The organism is Baekduia sp. Peel2402, from assembly GCF_052567285.1.
The window spans coordinates 2,510,269-2,524,618 of the sequence record NZ_CP199582.1 but is presented as its reverse complement, the minus strand read 5'-3'; the positions used below and the strand labels follow the sequence as shown (position 1 = coordinate 2,524,618).

The following is a 14,350-nucleotide window of genomic DNA, read 5'->3' as shown; positions in this document are numbered from 1 at the left end:
CGGCGGAATGGTGAACGTGGTGTAAAACCGGCTCGACTCCGGCAGCGCGGCTGGAAAAGATCGGGTGACGACATGTCCGTCATCCGCCGCCTCACCCGTCTCCTGCCTTCCCGTCGCCGCTGCGCCCTGCTTGCGGCCGCCGTTGCCCTGGCCGCAGCCGGTTGCGGCTCCGACGACTGGTCTTCACCGCACGCCAAGCCGAGCGCCGTCGGCACGCTCGCCGCCGGGTTCACCGACCCCGACGCGCCGCCCACGCCGGAGGCGACGATCAAGCCGCGGCCCGGGTCCTGGAACGACGTGCGCCCGTCGAAGGGCTACCGCGTGGTGTTGCTGCGGGCCGGCGAGGACGCCCCGACCCGCACGCTCGCCAAGGCGGTGCAGAAGTGGGCCGGCCAGGTCGACGCGAGCCTGAAGACCGTCACGGCCAAGGGCTCGCACGAGTACGTCCCGAGCATCACCGACGCCATGAACTTGAAGCCCGACCTGATCATCGCGGTCGGCAACGCGCTGGTCGACCCGCTCGCGCTGGTGACCGCCAACCACCTCTCGCAGCAGTTCCTGGTCATCGGCGCCGAGGTGGCTGAGCCGACCCACAACGTGACCGCGGCGGACTGGGTCGGCGCGTCCTATCGAGGTGAAGGCCTTGATCTGGCGTCGGCCTACGACCCCAAGACGTTCACGGCCGAGCGCGCCGGGCGCGCGGTGCGGGCCGGCGTCGCGGCGGTGCTGCACGGCATCACCGGCATCGTGTTGCGGGTCGACTGAACCCCGCGAGCGCGCGGTCTCGGGATAGACACCCTCGCTTCACACCTGAGCCACAACCAGGACGTTCGCCCGCAGAAGACTGGCGCCCGTCCATTCGGTCCTATGAAAGGCAAGGAAACCTCAGTGGTGTCTTCAAGCCACAACAACCGGCCGGCAGGGATGCCGCAGCCTTCGGGGCGCCTCGCGCGCCGCGCGGCTGCCGGCGCCGTCGCCGCCACGCTCGCGGTCTCGGGGGTGCTCGGCCTCGGCGCGATCACCGGCGCCAGCGCGGACAGCCCGGTGACGACGTCCGGGATCGTCCTCACGGTCGGCTCCAACGCGTCGCAGCGCGTCATCTCCTGGTACGCCTCGGGCAACAGCGCGCAGTCGGTGCAGGTCGCCCCGACGGCGTCGCTCGTCGACGGGCAGTTCCCGGCGAACGCCACCAGCTACGCGGCCACCCTCACAGCCAACGTGGTCAACGGCGGCTACAACGGGCACTCCACGCTCGACGGCCTCCAGGAGAACACGCAGTACTCCTACCGCGTCGGCAGCGAGGGCGCCTGGTCGCCCACGTACTCGTTCAAGACCAAGTCGTTCAACGGCAGCTTCGACTTCCTGTTCTACGGCGACCCGCAGATCGGCTCGTCCGGGGACACGACGAAGGACGGGGCCGGCTGGCAGGACACGCTCGACGTGTCGCTCGCCGCGAACCCCGACGCCGAGCTGCTCGTCTCGGGCGGCGACCAGGTCGAGACCGCGAACACCGAGTCGCAGTGGGACGCCTACCTGGCCTCTCCGAAGCTGCGTCAGTTCCCGACCGCTCCGACGATCGGCAACCACGACGTCGGCGGCAAGGCCTACGACCAGCACTTCTGGACCCCGAACACGGACCGCTCCTCGTCGCTGTACGCGGGCAGCACCGCCACCCAGTCCGGCGGTGACTACTGGTACATCTTCAAGGGCGTTCTCTTCATCCACCTCAACAGCAACGCGTACGCCAACGGCTCCGACGCGGCGCACATCAACTACGTCACCGGCGTGGTCAACGCGCACCGCACCGAGGCCAAGCACATCGTGCTGGTCTACCACCACTCGATCTACTCGCCGGCGGCGCACGCCAACGACGGCGACAACAAGCAGCGTCGTCTCGACTTCCCGGCCGCGTTCTCGGCCCTGGGCGTGGACCTGGTGCTGCAGGGCCACGACCACTCCTACTCGCGCTCCTACGCGCTCAAGAACGGCCAGAAGGCCAACACGAGCGAGCAGCCCGGCGCCAACGAGGTGTCCGAGGGTCCGGGCGGCGTCATCTACGTGACGGCCAACTCCGCGTCGGGTTCCAAGTACTACGACCTGACCAACGCGGTGCCCGGCTCGGACTTCGGTCCCGACCCGCTGGACCCGTCCGGGAAGCGGCACTTCGCGAACTCGGTCGAGAACCAGGAGCACGTCCGCACCTACATCAAGGTGTCGGTCAAGGACGACTCGCTGACCGTCCAGAACGTCCGGTCCGGCACGTGCGCCGCGCCGAACGCCGCGGTCGAGCGTGGCAACGTCTCGTGGTGCGGTCCGGACAGCGGCGCCACCCCGGCGCAGCCGGTCGGCTCGATCGTCGACAAGACGGTCATCTACCGCAACGCCGCTCCGGTCACGGGCAACGTGCCGGCGACGCTGTCGCTGAAGCTCGACACGCCGCCGACGTTCAGCGCGTTCCAGCCGGGCGTCACCGCCGACTACGCCGCGTCGATGACGGCGAACGTCGTCTCGTCGGCGGGTGACGGCCTCCTGACCGTCTCCGACCCGAGCGCCACGGCCACGGGCAAGCTGGTGAACGGCAGCTACAGCCTGGCGTCGGCCCTACAGGCCAAGGCCAGCAGCGGTGCCGGCACCGGCGGCGCGTTCGCGCCCGTCAACGGCTCGGCCACCCCGACGCAGCTCCTGAGCTACTCGGGGCCGGTCAGCAACGACCCGGTCACGGTGCAGTTCCAGCAGCACATCGGCGCGACCGACCCGCTGCGGACCGGCAAGTACAGCAAGACGCTGGTGTTCACCCTGTCGACGACGACCCCCTAGTCGTCAAGGGTCACTGAACCCCGCTGGACCTGGGTGGTGGGCGCCGCGAGGCGTCCGCCACCCACCTGTTTCACCCAAGCTCCGAAAGACGTTCCGATGACGATGACATTGCCTACGAGGACGACGCTGCGCACCGCGGCCGCGCTGCTGCTGAGCGCGCTGGGGCTCGGCGCGGCCGTCGCCCAGTCCGCCGCTGCGGCCGACGACGGCGCCCGCTGGACGGTCGCGCCTGCCGCCAACAGCTACGGCGCCGACCGCAAGGACTATGGCTTCACCGTGGCTCCCGGCGGCCGGCTCGAGGATGCCATCGTCGTCACCAACCAGGGCGCCACGATGCTGCGCCTCGCGCTGCGTCCGGCCGATGCCGTCACCACCTCGACGGGTCGGTTCGGCCTGGTCGACCGCGGCGCGCGCTCGGAGGGCGTCGCGTCGTGGGTGCACCTGGAGCAGGAGGTCGTGACCGTCGATCCCGGGGCGCAGGTCACGGTGCCGTTCACGATCACGCCGCCCAAGGACGCCGGCGCCGGCGACCACGTGGGCGGGATCGTCACCGCGCCGGAAGGGGCCGACGTGGACCGCGGCCTCCAGATCCGACTGCGCCTCTCGGGCCCGCTGAAGCCCGCGCTCGCGGTCGGCGGCGTACACATGGACTACAACAACACGGCCAACCCGCTGGGCACGGGCGACGGGACCGTGTTCTACACGATCCGCAACACCGGCAATACGATCCTCACCGCCCGCCAGGCGGTGTCGGCGTCCGGCCCGTTCGGGATCTGGGCGCGGCACGCGGGGCGGATCGCCGACTCGCCCGCGCTGCTGCCCGGGAGCACCTGGAAGGTGTCGGCGCCGCTGCACGACGTGCGGCCCGCGCTGCGGCTGAAGGCGACCGTCACGCTCACGCCGTTGCTGGTCGACGCGGCCGGCTCGGTCTCCCCGCTGCCCGCGACAAAGGCGACCGGGCACGCCTGGACGATCCCGTGGGCGTTGTTGTTGGTGCTGGTCGCCGCGATCGGGCTCGCGGGCGCGGTGACGCGCCGGGCGCGCGCGCCGCAGGCCGTGAAGGGCGTGGTGGCATGACGCCCCACGCGAAGGCGGCGCCAACGCGCGACGTCGCCGGGCTCCTCGCGGCTCTGGCGCTCGCGCTCGGAGCGGCCGCTCCGGCCGCGCACGCGGATCCGGCGCCCGTGAGCGACGCCGAGGCGCCGCGCGGCGCCGTTGGCGGGCTCTCCAGCCCGGCCTCCGGCACCCTGGCGCTGAGCGTTCGCTCCACGGACGCGGGCTCCGGGCTCGCTAGCGCCCAGGCGCGCGTCGACGGCGCCGTCGTCGCCGCGGCCGACCTCGGCGGCGCGCACGCCGTCGAGGACCTCCCGCTGACGATCGCCACCCCGCTGTTCGGCGACGGCGCGCACCAGCTCCAGGTGAGCGTGACCGACGTCGCCGGCAACACGGCGGTCCTCGTCGACCAGCCGTTGGTGTTCAACAACACGCCGTTGGATCGGTCGAGCACGGTGATGCTCACGCTCGGCAGCGGCGACGTGACGACGCCGCCGGGCGGCGCGGGCGGCGGCGCGACCGGGGCCAGCGGTGGCTCCGGCAGCGTCGGCGGGGCGGGCGGCACGGGCTCCGGCGGCGGGCCGGCCTGCCGCACGCCGCGCCTCTCCATGTTCTTGAAGGACAAGCCGCTGCGGGTCTCCAGAGGCGTTCCGGTGCTGCGCCGCAACGGGCGCTACCGCTTCAGCGGGACCCTGACCTGCGCCTCCGGCAAGGGCCGCGTCCGCGCGCCCTCCGGGATCGTGGTCGGGCTGTACAACCAGCTCGGCAAGAAGACCTACAAGAAGAGCGGCGTCACGACCCGGGCCGGTGGCGCGCTGTCGACCATCGTGGCCTACCCGAGCTCGCGGGTGCTCGACTTCCGCTACACGTCGATCGACGGCAGCTCGACGCGGGTGCGGATCCGGATCACGGTCTCGGCGAAGCGGAAGGGCCGCTGATGCGCCGCGCGCTCCTGGCCCTCGCCGCGCTCACCGCCGCGACCGCGACCGCCGCGGTGCCTTCTGCCGCCCTGGCGCAGGACGGCAACGGCACGTTGATCGGCGGCTCGGTGTCGAGCACGCTGTCGCTCGACCTCGCGCAGACCGGCGCGACCGTGCGCGCGGTCGTCACCACGACCGAGCCCGACTCGCGGCTGAGCGCGGCGCCGGCCGACGGCCGCGCCGGGCTGAGCGCGGCGGTGTCGGGGCCCTACGCGCTGCTGGATCCCGTGTTCGGCCTGACGCTCGTCTCCTGGACCGGCGTGCTCGCCGGCAAGGCCACCACCTTGTACCTCAAGCCGGCCTCCCCGATGGCCTCGCCGTCGACCGTGCTCATCACCTTGTCCACCACCACGCCATGAAGATCTCCATGAACCAGCTGTCCCGCCTCGCCCTTGCCGCCGCCTGCACCGCGGTGGCGCTGAACGCATGTCTGGTCGGCGCCGACGCCGCCGGTGGCGGCCTGTCGGTCACCCCGGCGGTCATCGAGCGCACCGCCGTCCGCGGCGACACCGCGTCCATCATGGTGCTCAACAGCACCAGCCAGCCGCTGAAGATCACCGTCACCCCGCGTCCGTGGACGCAGTCGCGCAGCGGCGCCGTGGCGCCGAACCGCCACAAGACGCTGCTCTCGCGCGTGGGCGTGAGCGCCCGCTCGTTCACGCTGGCGGCGGGCGGACGGCGCACGGTGACGATGAACGTCAAGAGCATCCCGTCCTCAGGCTCGCTCTACGGCTCGGTCGAGACGATCGGCCTGCCGGCAAAAGCCAAGCAGAACGGCATCACCGCCGCCTACCGCCTGATCAGCACCCTGCGCCTGAACCCGACGCCGGCCAGGCGGCACCTGGCGGTGCGCGCCTCGTCGCCGCGCCTGAACGGTCGCGCGATCGTCCTCCCGGTCAAGAACACGGGCAACACGGTCAGCCCGATCTCCGGCGACGTGCGCATCAAGGGCGCCGCCGGCACGCGCACCGACACGATCCGCGCCGCCTCGATCCTGCCCAGCTCCACCGTCAACCTCGGCCTTGGCTCGACCAAGGGCCTCCCGGCCGGGAGCTACGCGGTGACCGTCTCGCTCAAGCAGAACGGCAAGACGGTCCTGCGGACGACCAAGCGGCTGCGCGTGAAGTGAGCGCGGGCCGCGGCGGCGGCCTCAGGCGGCGACCGGCAGCGAGACCGAGACCGCCGAGCCGGTCGCCAGCGAGACGTGGCTGGGCTCGGTGTCGGCCAGCCACGCCCACTCGGCTCCGTAGACCGCCGCGAAGTCGACGTCGAGGTCGAGGTCGGTGATCTCGTGCAGCGCCCAGGTGGGATGGCCGACGTGGTAGATCACCGCGTCGCCGTTGCGGCGCCGGCCGATGCCGAGGGCGTGGTCGGTCAGCCAGTGGGCCGGGCTGCCGGGCGCGGGGACGGTGCCGGTCGCCGACGCGGTTACCCGCAGCGACGAGCCCTGTGCGAACCGGTGCCAGACTTGCAGCGTGTCGGCGGCGTCGAGCTCGCGGCCGCAGGCCATCGGGACGCGCACGTATGGCTCGTTGTAGCGGAGCTTGGCGATGGTCGCGATCGCCCGGCGCGGGACGAGCTCGCGGATGAAGACGACCGCGCGCTCGCCGCGGAAGCGGACGTAGAACCTCAGGTTGATCTCGGGGAAGGCGATGTGGCCCGGCACCGGGACGCCGAGCACGCGCGTCCGCGCGAACCGGAACGCGACGAGGCTGACGCGCGGCGAGCCCTCGAGCGTGTCGATCTCCGCGCCCGGAGGCAGGTACGGCGCGAGCCGCGCCTCGTCGCAAGCGAACGTGACGCCGACGAGGTCGCGCCACTCGGCGGTCAAGAACGGCCGTGGAACGTCGTCCTCGGCCACGGGCAGGCGCTAGAGCAGGCCCAGCGCCTTGCCCGCGGAGTCCGCGAGGTTCAGCAGAGGGGAGGGGATGACGCCGAAGACGACGATCGCGGCGCCGGCCAGCACCGCGACGAGCGTGACTTCCCAGTCGGCGCGGTCGGTGACGGGATCGGCGCCCGCGAGGCGGGGCGAGCCGTCGGGGTTGACGAGCTCGGTGCCGGTCGCGGGGCGCATCCAGATCGCGGCGACGATCTTGAGGTAGTACGCCAGCGAGATCATCGAGCCGATCACGATGATGATGCCCAGCCACGTGTAGCCGCCATCGGCCGCGGCGTCGATCAGCGTGAACTTGCCGATGAAGCCGGCGGTCGCGGGCATGCCGGCCAGCGACAGCATCGCCAGCGTCAGCGGCCAGGCCAGCAGCGGCCGCGACACGCCGATGCCGGCGATCGCGCGGATGTCGTCGCCGTAGGGCGTCTCGCGCTCGCGGGCGACGATGACGGCGAAGGCCGCCAGGTTCATGAACAGGTAGATCGCCAGGTAGAAGACGGTGGCCTTGATGCCCAGGCGCGAGGCGACGACGACGCCGGCCAGCAGGTAGCCGGCCTGCGCGACCGAGGACCAGGCGAGGATCCGCTTCAGCGAGGACTGCGACAGCGCGCCGATGTTGCCGACGACGATCGTGATCGCGGCCAGCGCGGCGATCGCCGGCTGCCAGTCGCTGGCGGCGTCGATCAGCGCGACGTCGAAGATCCGCAGCGCGGCGCCGAAGGCGGCGGCCTTCGTCGCGACGGCCATCCACGCGGTGACTGGCGTCGGCGCGCCCTCGTAGACGTCCGGCGTCCACTGGTGGAACGGCGCGACGCTCGCCTTGAAGGCCAGGCCGACCAGCGTCAGCGCGATGCCGGTCAGCAGCAGCGAGTCGTGCTGGACGCCGCCGTTGATCGCGGAGGCGATGCCGCGGAAGTCCGTGTCGCCCGTCGCGCCGTAGAGGAACGCCAAGCCGTACAACATGGTGGCGCTGCCGACCGAGCCGATGATGAGGTACTTCAGGCCGGACTCCAGCGAACGCTCGCGGCGCATCTCGGTCGCGCACAGCACGTAGAGCGGGATCGACAGCAGCTCGAGTCCGAGGAAGACCGACACCAGGTTCTGGGCGGCGGCCAGGACGACCATGCCCGCCGCGCTGACCAGCATCAACGCGAAGAACTCGCCGTGCGCGGCCTCGCGCGGGGCCAGCGCTCGCCAGGCCAGCAGCGTCGCGCCGATGCCCGTCACGCTGACGATGAACAAGATCATCAGCGTGAGGTCGTCGGAGCGCAGCGCGCCCTGCGACCCCTTGGCCACGAACAGGTCCTTGGCGTCGTCCCACTGCCAGACGCCGAGGCCGATCGCGGCGCCGAAGGCCGCCACCGTCAAGAACGGGACCAGCTGCTCGCGGATGAAGCGCCCGCGCAGCAGGCCGGCGAGCAGGACGACGATCGAGCCGCCCAGCAGGGCGATGAGCGGGGAGACCCCGGCCCAGTCGATGGAAGGCTTCACAACGGCGCCGAGCATGAGCTACTTGATGACCTTGATGTCGGGGAGGTTGGCGAGGGCGGGGTCGCCGGTCGCGACGGCCGCGGGAGCCACCGACTGGGTGATCGCCTTTTCGCCCTTGTGCAGCGCCAGCTGCGGATAGAGGGCGAAGAACAGGATCACGAGCACGCACGGGACCAGCACGATGCCCTCGCGGAAGCTGATGTCGCGCGACTCGACCTCCGGCCCGACGCGGTTGTGCATCGCGCGGATGAACAGCCGCAGCGAGTACACGGCGGCCATGCCGACGCCGACGAAGGCGATCGAGGCGATGACCAACTTGGAGTGGAACACGCCGAGCAGGATCAGGAACTCGCCGACGAAGTTCGACGAGCCTGGCATCGCCAGGTTCGCGAACGCGACGATCAGGAAGAGCGTGGCGAGCACGGGCGCGCGGAACGCGATGCCGCCCATGTCGCGCAGGTCCTCAGAACCGCCGGCGCGCTGGCCGAGGTAGCTGACGATGATGAACGCCGGAGCGACGACCAGGCCGTGGTTGACCGACTGCAGGATCGCGCCGTTGGCGCCGTCGTCGGAGAGCGAGAAGACGCCGAGCGTGATGAAGCCGAGCTGCGCGATCGACGAGTACCCGAGCACCAGGCGCGAGTCGGTCGTCGTAAACGCCATCGCCGACCCGTACAGGATCGATCCGAGCGCCAGCACCAGCATCAGGTCCTGGAAGTGTGCGGCGGCGTCCGGGAAGAGCGGCAGCACTGCGCGCAGGAAGCCGTAGGCGGCGACCTTCGACAGCACCGCGGAGAACACCGCCAGCACCGGCAGCGGCATGTTCTTGTAGCCGTCGGGCATCCAGCCGTGGACCGGGAAGGCCGGCATCTTGACCCAGAAGGCGGCCGCGAAGCAGAGGAAGATCCACTCCTGCGTGCCCTTGCCCAGTGCCGGGGCGGTCTTGGCCAGGTCGCTGAAGGCGAAGCTCAGGTCGGTCCCGGCCTGGTTGGAGGCCAGCACGCCGGTGGCGATCGCCGCGGCCAGCATCAGCAGCGAGCCGACCAAGGTGTAGATGAACAGCTTGGTGATCGCCGGAACGCGCGTGGCGGCTGGGCCCCAGATTCCGGTGAGGAACAGGAACGGCAGCAGCATCAGGTCAAAGAACAACACGAACAGCGCGAGGTCCTGCGCCATCAGCGCGCCGAGCACGGCCGACTCGGCCAGGCCGAAGAAGAAGAAGAACTGGTTGGCGTGCTCCCACTCCTTGAACGCCGCCCAGACGAGGCAGATCAGGAAGATGAACGCGGCCAACCCGATCAGGAACAGGTTGAGCCCGTCGATGCCCAGCTTGTAGTGGATGCCGAGCTGCTTGATCCAGACCTCGTCGGTCAGGTCCTGCAGCTTGCCGGAGCCGCGGTCGAAGTCCGCGATCGCCCAGATCGCCCAGGCGAAGGTGCCCGTGGCGCCGAGGATCGTCAGCACGCGCGACAGCGCACCGGGCAGGAACAGCCCGAGGAACGCCGCGGCGGCGGGCAGCCAGAGGGGGATGGAGAGAGGAAGGCTCACGTCACGAGGACTGGATCAGGAAGTACAGGATCACGAGGCCGGCGCCGACGATCAGCAGCGCCGCGTAGGCGCGCAGGAAGCCGGATTGCAGCGCACGCACCGCCGCCGAGCCCGCGCGGACGATGCCGGAGGTGCCCCCGATCAGCGCGCCGTTGACGAAGATGCGCTCGAAGGTCTGCTGGCCGAAGCGGCCAAACCAGCCGAACGGGCGGACGATCACGATGTCGATCAACTCGTCGAAGTACCACTTGTTGACGAACAGCTTCTGCAGGAACGGCAGGCGCGCCTGCCACTTCTGCGCGACCTCGCCCTCCGCCTTGCCGTAGATGGCGTAGGCGATGAAGATGCCCAGCAGGCCGAGCGCCGCGCCGAGCACGAGGCCGAGCACGAGCTTGCCGTCGGAGGCGTGGTGGACGATCGTGGAGTCCTCGAACGTCGGCTCCAGGAACGTGTCCAGCCAGGTCGTCACGTGCGGGATCAGCACGACCCCGCCGACCGTCGCCAGCACCGCCAGCGTGCCCATCGCGATCCGCATCGGGAGCGCCTGCTCGGCGATGTGGTGCTCGGGGCCCGGGAAGCCGACGTCGGTGTCCTCGACCTCGCCGTTGGCGGGGTTGGTCGGCTCGTGCGCATGCCAGACGTGGCCGGTGTCGATCAGCGTCTGGGCCTGCTCGTTGGGCTCGCCCCAGAACGCCCGGAAGATCATCCGCCAGGTGTAGAAGGCGGTCATCAGCGCGGTGAGGTAGCCGACGACGTAGAGCACCCAGTGCCAGCCGCCGTCCTCGGCCTGGATCAGCAGGATCTCGTCCTTGGAGAAGAACCCTGAGAACGGCGGCACGCCGGCGAGCGCGAGGCCGCCGATGATGAAGCAGCCGTAGGTGAAGGGCATGGCCTTCTTGAAGCCACGCATCTTGTTGAGGTTCTGCTCGCCACCCATCGCGGAGATGACCGAGCCGGCGCTCATGAACAGCAGCGCCTTGAAGAACGCGTGCGTCATCAGGTGAAACAGGCCGGCGACGTAGGCGCCGGAGCTGACCGCCATGACCATGTAGCCGATCTGCGACATGGTGGAGTACGCGATGACGCGCTTGAGGTCGGTGACGACCATGCCGATCGTCGCGGCGACGAACAGCGTGATGACGCCGATGATCATCCCGACGTCGGCCGCGGCGGCCGACTGCTCGATCAGCGGGTGCATGCGGGCGATCAGGTAGACACCCGCGGTGACCATCGTCGCGGCGTGGATCAGCGCGGAGACCGGGGTCGGGCCCTCCATCGCGTCCGGCAACCACGTGTGGAACGGGATCTGCGCGGACTTCGCAAACGCGCCGATCAGCAGCAGGATCAGGCCCGCGGTCAGATCGCCGTGGTGCTGCTCGCCGAGCTCCTTGGCCTGCTCGAAGGTGCCGAGGAAGTCCAGCGTGCCCGAGTGCTTGAGGATGAAGAAGGCGCCCAGCGTCAGGCCGATGTCGCCGACGTGGTTGATGACGAACGCCTTGATGCCCGCGCTGGTCGCTGTTTGGCGGCGGTACCAGAACGAGATCAGCAGGTAGGACGCCGCGCCCACGAACGCCCAGCCGACGATCAGCAGCAGGAAGTTCGCCGCCAGGACCAGCAACAGCATCGAGAAGACGAAGAAGTTGAGGTAGGCGAAGAAGCGCGTGTAGCCCCGGTCCCCGCTCATGTAGGCGAACGAGTAGACGTGGATCAGCATCGAGACGCCGGAGACGACCAGCATCATCAGGATGCTCAGCGGATCCACGAGGATCGACAGCTGCGCGTCGATCGACCCGACCTTGGCGTAGTCGTACAGCGAGGAGACGAGCTGGCGATGCTCAGCCTCGCGGCCCTGCAACGACAGGAACGCGATGACCGCGAAGACGAACGCGCCCGCGAGCGCGGCGGTGCCGATGACTCCCGAGGTCTTGTTCTTGAAGACCTTGTAGCCCAGGCCGTTGACGATGGCGCCCCCAAGGGGGAACGCCAGCGCCAGCCAGGCGGCGGTGGTCGGACTCATCTACCCGTGCAGCTCCCGCAACTCGTCGACGTCAATCGGCAGGCGACGGCGGAACAGCGCCACCACCAGGCCCAGGCCGATGCAGACCTCGCACGCGGCGACCACCATGACGATGATCGCGAACACCTGGCCGTCGCCGTTGCCCCACATGCGGGAGAAGGCGATCAGGGCCAGGTTGGAGGCGTTGAGCATCAGCTCCAGGCAAAGGAGGATGACCAGCGGGCTGCGGCGCGTGAGCACGCCGGCCGCGCCGATGCTGAAGACCAAGGCGGAGACGGTGAGGTACCAGCCGATGTCCATGAGGTGGCTACCAGCCCTTCTCGTCGTCGGGGTCGGCCTCGGCAGCCGCGGTGATCGCGGCGTGCTGGAAGGTGGCCGTCGGGTTCGTGTCGCCCACGCCCTCGGCGATCGTGCCGAACTGCCCGGGGGGCAGGTGGTCGACGATCGGCGCGACGAACTCCTCGTCGGCGCCTTCCAGGCCGCCGCGGCGGCGGGCCAGCACGACGGCGCCGACGGCGGCCATCAGCAGCAGGAAGGAGGCCGCCTCGAAGGGGAACAGGAAGCGGGTCAGCAGCAGCTCGCCGATCGCGGCCGGCGAGCCGAAGCCGGGGCTGTACTCGGCGCCGCGCCCGTCGATCGCCTTCAGGCCGGAGCCCAGGACGGCGATCAGCAGCTCGACGGCCAGCAGCGCGGCGAAGACGATCGACGCGACGCGCAGGCCCGGGCCGCCGGCGGGGCGGACGGGCTCGGCGTCGGTGCCGACGTAGGCCACCACGAACACGTAGAGCACCATGACAGCGCCCGCGTAGACGACGACCTGGGCGGCGGCGATGAACTCCGCGCGCAGCAGCAGGAAGAGCGCCGCCAGCGACAGCAGGTGGAAGACCAGCGCCAGCACCGCGTAGAAGGGGTTCTTCACCGAGGCGACGCCGATCGCGCCCGCGATCGCGCCGATGCCCGCGATGAAGAAGAAGACGGCAGCCATGGCTACTCGCCCTCGCCTCGCAGCGGCGAGCGCTCGAACGGCTCCGCCAGCAGCATCTCCTTGGTGAAGATGAGGTCGGAGCGCGAGTAGTCGCTCATCTCGAAGTCGTTGCCCATCGTGATCGCGTCAAACGGGCACGCGACCTCGCAGTAGCCGCAGAAGATGCAGCGGCTGAGGTTGATCTCGTAGACCGCCGCGTAGCGCTCGCCGGCCGACACGCGGTTGTCCGGCGTGTTCTCGGCGGCGACGACGCGGATGCAGTCCGACGGGCAGGCGGCGGCGCACAGCGAGCAGCCGACGCACTTCTCCAGGCCGGTGTCCTCGAACTTGTGCAGGCGATGCCGGCCGCGGAAGCGCGGGTAGACCGGGATCTTCTCTTCGGGGTAGGAGATCACCGAGACCGGCGCCACGGACTGGCGCAGCGTGGTCTTCAGACCGCGCAGGGTCTCGCCGAACGCGCGGTAGAACGAGCCGGGGCCGCCGAAGGACTTCGGTCCTTCGACGACGATCAGCTCGTCATCGGCGGGAGGCCAAGGGGACATCTAGTCGGTCACCACCACGATGATCGCGGTCACAAGGGCGTTGATGGTCGCCAGGGGCAGGAGGATCTTCCAGCCCAGCGACATGAGCTGGTCGTAGCGCAGGCGCGGGAACGTCGCGCGGGCCCAGACGAAGAAGAAGATGAAGAAGAACGACTTGCCGATGACGATGATCGGGTCGACCCAGCCGGGCGGGTTGATCCCGAACGGCAGCCACCAGCCGCCGAAGAAGACCGTGACCATGATGAAGCTGGCCACGACCATGTTGAGGTACTCGGCGAAGTAGTACGTGGCGAACTTGCCGCCGCCGTACTCGGTGTTGTAGCCGCCGACGAGCTCGCCGTCAGCCTCCACCAGGTCGAACGGGGGACGGTTGGTCTCCGCGAACGACGCGATCAAGAAGATGATGAACCCGACGAACTGGGGGACGATGTACCACATCCCCTCCTGGGCCTTGACGATGTCGACCAGCGACAGCGACTGGGCGGTCATGACCACGCCCACCAGCGCCAGGCCCTGGGAGACCTCGTAAGAGATCAGCTGCGCCGCGGCGCGCATCGCGCCCAAGAACGAGTACTTCGAGCCCGAGGACCAGCCGCCGAGCATGATCCCGTAGAACGCGATCGAGCCGAAGGCGAACAGGAACAGCGGCCCGATCGAGGCGTCGACGCCGTACAGGCCGGTCTTGGTCCCGAAGATGTCCTGGACGTCACCGAACGGGACGATCGCCAGCGCGGCGACCGCGGTCACGATCGAGATCAGCGGCGCCAGCGCGAACATCCAGCCGATCGACGTCTTCGGGCGGAACTGCTGCTTGAACAGCAGCTTGCCGATGTCGGCGATCGGGGTCATCGCGCCGAACGGGCCGACGCGGTTGGGGCCGTAGCGGTTCTGCATCCGGCCCATGACCTTGCGGTCCGCCATGAGGGCGACGGGGACGATCTGCAGGCCGACGAGGAAGATGACGACCGCCTTGGCGATCTGCATCCACCACGGCTCGTAGTAGAGGGTGTTCGCGAGGATCATGGC

General features: G+C 69.9%; 14 protein-coding genes. 6 read left to right on the top strand and 8 right to left on the bottom strand.

What is annotated here, in order from left to right; translation table 11 throughout:
• The first annotated feature begins 72 nt into the window (after positions 1-72).
• From ACT01A_RS12340 to ACT01A_RS12315, 6 genes are all read left to right on the top strand, one after another.
• Complete coding sequence (locus tag ACT01A_RS12340) at positions 73-765, top strand: hypothetical protein (RefSeq protein ID WP_445152553.1); 693 nt, start codon at positions 73-75, stop codon at positions 763-765.
• 159 nt (positions 766-924) lie between these two features.
• Positions 925-2,817 carry a fibronectin type III domain-containing protein gene (locus ACT01A_RS12335; RefSeq protein WP_445152552.1) on the top strand — a complete coding sequence of 631 codons (1,893 nt, stop codon included), beginning with the start codon at positions 925-927 and terminating at the stop codon, positions 2,815-2,817.
• Positions 2,818-2,919: 102 nt separating this feature from the next.
• A complete protein-coding gene (locus tag ACT01A_RS12330; RefSeq protein ID WP_445152551.1) occupies positions 2,920-3,894 on the top strand; it encodes a WxL protein peptidoglycan domain-containing protein in 975 nt (324 codons plus the stop codon).
• Positions 3,891-4,808, top strand: coding sequence for a hypothetical protein (locus ACT01A_RS12325; protein WP_445152550.1), 918 nt, complete (start codon positions 3,891-3,893; stop codon positions 4,806-4,808). Before ACT01A_RS12330 ends, ACT01A_RS12325 begins: the two co-directional genes overlap by 4 nt.
• Positions 4,808-5,209, top strand: coding sequence for a hypothetical protein (locus ACT01A_RS12320; protein ID WP_445152549.1), 402 nt, complete (start codon positions 4,808-4,810; stop codon positions 5,207-5,209). Before ACT01A_RS12325 ends, ACT01A_RS12320 begins: the two co-directional genes overlap by 1 nt.
• Before the next feature lie 8 nt (positions 5,210-5,217).
• Positions 5,218-5,979 carry a hypothetical protein gene (locus ACT01A_RS12315; protein WP_445152548.1) on the top strand — a complete coding sequence of 254 codons (762 nt, stop codon included), beginning with the start codon at positions 5,218-5,220 and terminating at the stop codon, positions 5,977-5,979.
• Between the two features lie 21 nt (positions 5,980-6,000).
• On the opposite strand, the gene ACT01A_RS12310 is transcribed toward ACT01A_RS12315, so the two are convergent.
• The 8 genes from ACT01A_RS12310 to nuoH are packed head-to-tail and all read right to left on the bottom strand — an operon-like array spanning position 6,001 to position 14,347.
• Positions 6,001-6,711: a YqjF family protein gene (locus ACT01A_RS12310; RefSeq protein ID WP_445152547.1), complete on the bottom strand. Its 711-nt coding sequence runs from the start codon at positions 6,709-6,711 to the stop codon at positions 6,001-6,003.
• A 9-nt stretch (positions 6,712-6,720) separates the two neighbouring features.
• Entirely contained in the window at positions 6,721-8,247 is a 1,527-nt protein-coding gene (locus ACT01A_RS12305; RefSeq protein ID WP_445152546.1) for an NADH-quinone oxidoreductase subunit N, read from the bottom strand.
• Positions 8,248-8,250: 3 nt separating this feature from the next.
• Positions 8,251-9,780: a complex I subunit 4 family protein gene (locus ACT01A_RS12300; protein ID WP_445152545.1), complete on the bottom strand. Its 1,530-nt coding sequence runs from the start codon at positions 9,778-9,780 to the stop codon at positions 8,251-8,253.
• A gap of 1 nt (position 9,781) precedes the next feature.
• Entirely contained in the window at positions 9,782-11,797 is a 2,016-nt protein-coding gene (gene nuoL / locus ACT01A_RS12295; RefSeq protein WP_445152544.1) for an NADH-quinone oxidoreductase subunit L, read from the bottom strand.
• The gene (nuoK, locus tag ACT01A_RS12290) at positions 11,798-12,097 is read right to left on the bottom strand and encodes an NADH-quinone oxidoreductase subunit NuoK (RefSeq protein WP_445152543.1); all 300 of its coding nucleotides are present in this window, start codon (positions 12,095-12,097) and stop codon (positions 11,798-11,800) included.
• A 7-nt stretch (positions 12,098-12,104) separates the two neighbouring features.
• Positions 12,105-12,782, bottom strand: coding sequence for an NADH-quinone oxidoreductase subunit J family protein (locus tag ACT01A_RS12285; RefSeq protein ID WP_445152542.1), 678 nt, complete (start codon positions 12,780-12,782; stop codon positions 12,105-12,107).
• 2 nt (positions 12,783-12,784) lie between these two features.
• The gene (locus tag ACT01A_RS12280; protein WP_445152541.1) at positions 12,785-13,324 is read right to left on the bottom strand and encodes a NuoI/complex I 23 kDa subunit family protein; all 540 of its coding nucleotides are present in this window, start codon (positions 13,322-13,324) and stop codon (positions 12,785-12,787) included.
• The gene (gene nuoH, locus ACT01A_RS12275; RefSeq protein WP_445152540.1) at positions 13,325-14,347 is read right to left on the bottom strand and encodes an NADH-quinone oxidoreductase subunit NuoH; all 1,023 of its coding nucleotides are present in this window, start codon (positions 14,345-14,347) and stop codon (positions 13,325-13,327) included.
• Positions 14,348-14,350 lie beyond the last annotated feature (3 nt).

What these genes read in the sequence shown, in the direction of transcription:
- nuoL (WP_445152544.1), bottom strand. Translation starts at nt 11,797, where the DNA reads ATGAGTCCGACCACCGCCGCCTGGCTGGCGCTGGCGTTCCCCCTTGGG.
- ACT01A_RS12330 (WP_445152551.1), top strand. Translation starts at nt 2,920, where the DNA reads ATGACATTGCCTACGAGGACGACGCTGCGCACCGCGGCCGCGCTGCTG.
- ACT01A_RS12340 (WP_445152553.1), top strand. Translation starts at nt 73, where the DNA reads ATGTCCGTCATCCGCCGCCTCACCCGTCTCCTGCCTTCCCGTCGCCGC.
- ACT01A_RS12325 (WP_445152550.1), top strand. Translation starts at nt 3,891, where the DNA reads ATGACGCCCCACGCGAAGGCGGCGCCAACGCGCGACGTCGCCGGGCTC.
- ACT01A_RS12315 (WP_445152548.1), top strand. Translation starts at nt 5,218, where the DNA reads ATGAACCAGCTGTCCCGCCTCGCCCTTGCCGCCGCCTGCACCGCGGTG.
- ACT01A_RS12320 (WP_445152549.1), top strand. Translation starts at nt 4,808, where the DNA reads ATGCGCCGCGCGCTCCTGGCCCTCGCCGCGCTCACCGCCGCGACCGCG.
- nuoK (WP_445152543.1), bottom strand. Translation starts at nt 12,097, where the DNA reads ATGGACATCGGCTGGTACCTCACCGTCTCCGCCTTGGTCTTCAGCATC.
- ACT01A_RS12285 (WP_445152542.1), bottom strand. Translation starts at nt 12,782, where the DNA reads ATGGCTGCCGTCTTCTTCTTCATCGCGGGCATCGGCGCGATCGCGGGC.
- ACT01A_RS12335 (WP_445152552.1), top strand. Translation starts at nt 925, where the DNA reads ATGCCGCAGCCTTCGGGGCGCCTCGCGCGCCGCGCGGCTGCCGGCGCC.
- nuoH (WP_445152540.1), bottom strand. Translation starts at nt 14,347, where the DNA reads ATGATCCTCGCGAACACCCTCTACTACGAGCCGTGGTGGATGCAGATC.
- ACT01A_RS12305 (WP_445152546.1), bottom strand. Translation starts at nt 8,247, where the DNA reads ATGCTCGGCGCCGTTGTGAAGCCTTCCATCGACTGGGCCGGGGTCTCC.
- ACT01A_RS12280 (WP_445152541.1), bottom strand. Translation starts at nt 13,324, where the DNA reads ATGTCCCCTTGGCCTCCCGCCGATGACGAGCTGATCGTCGTCGAAGGA.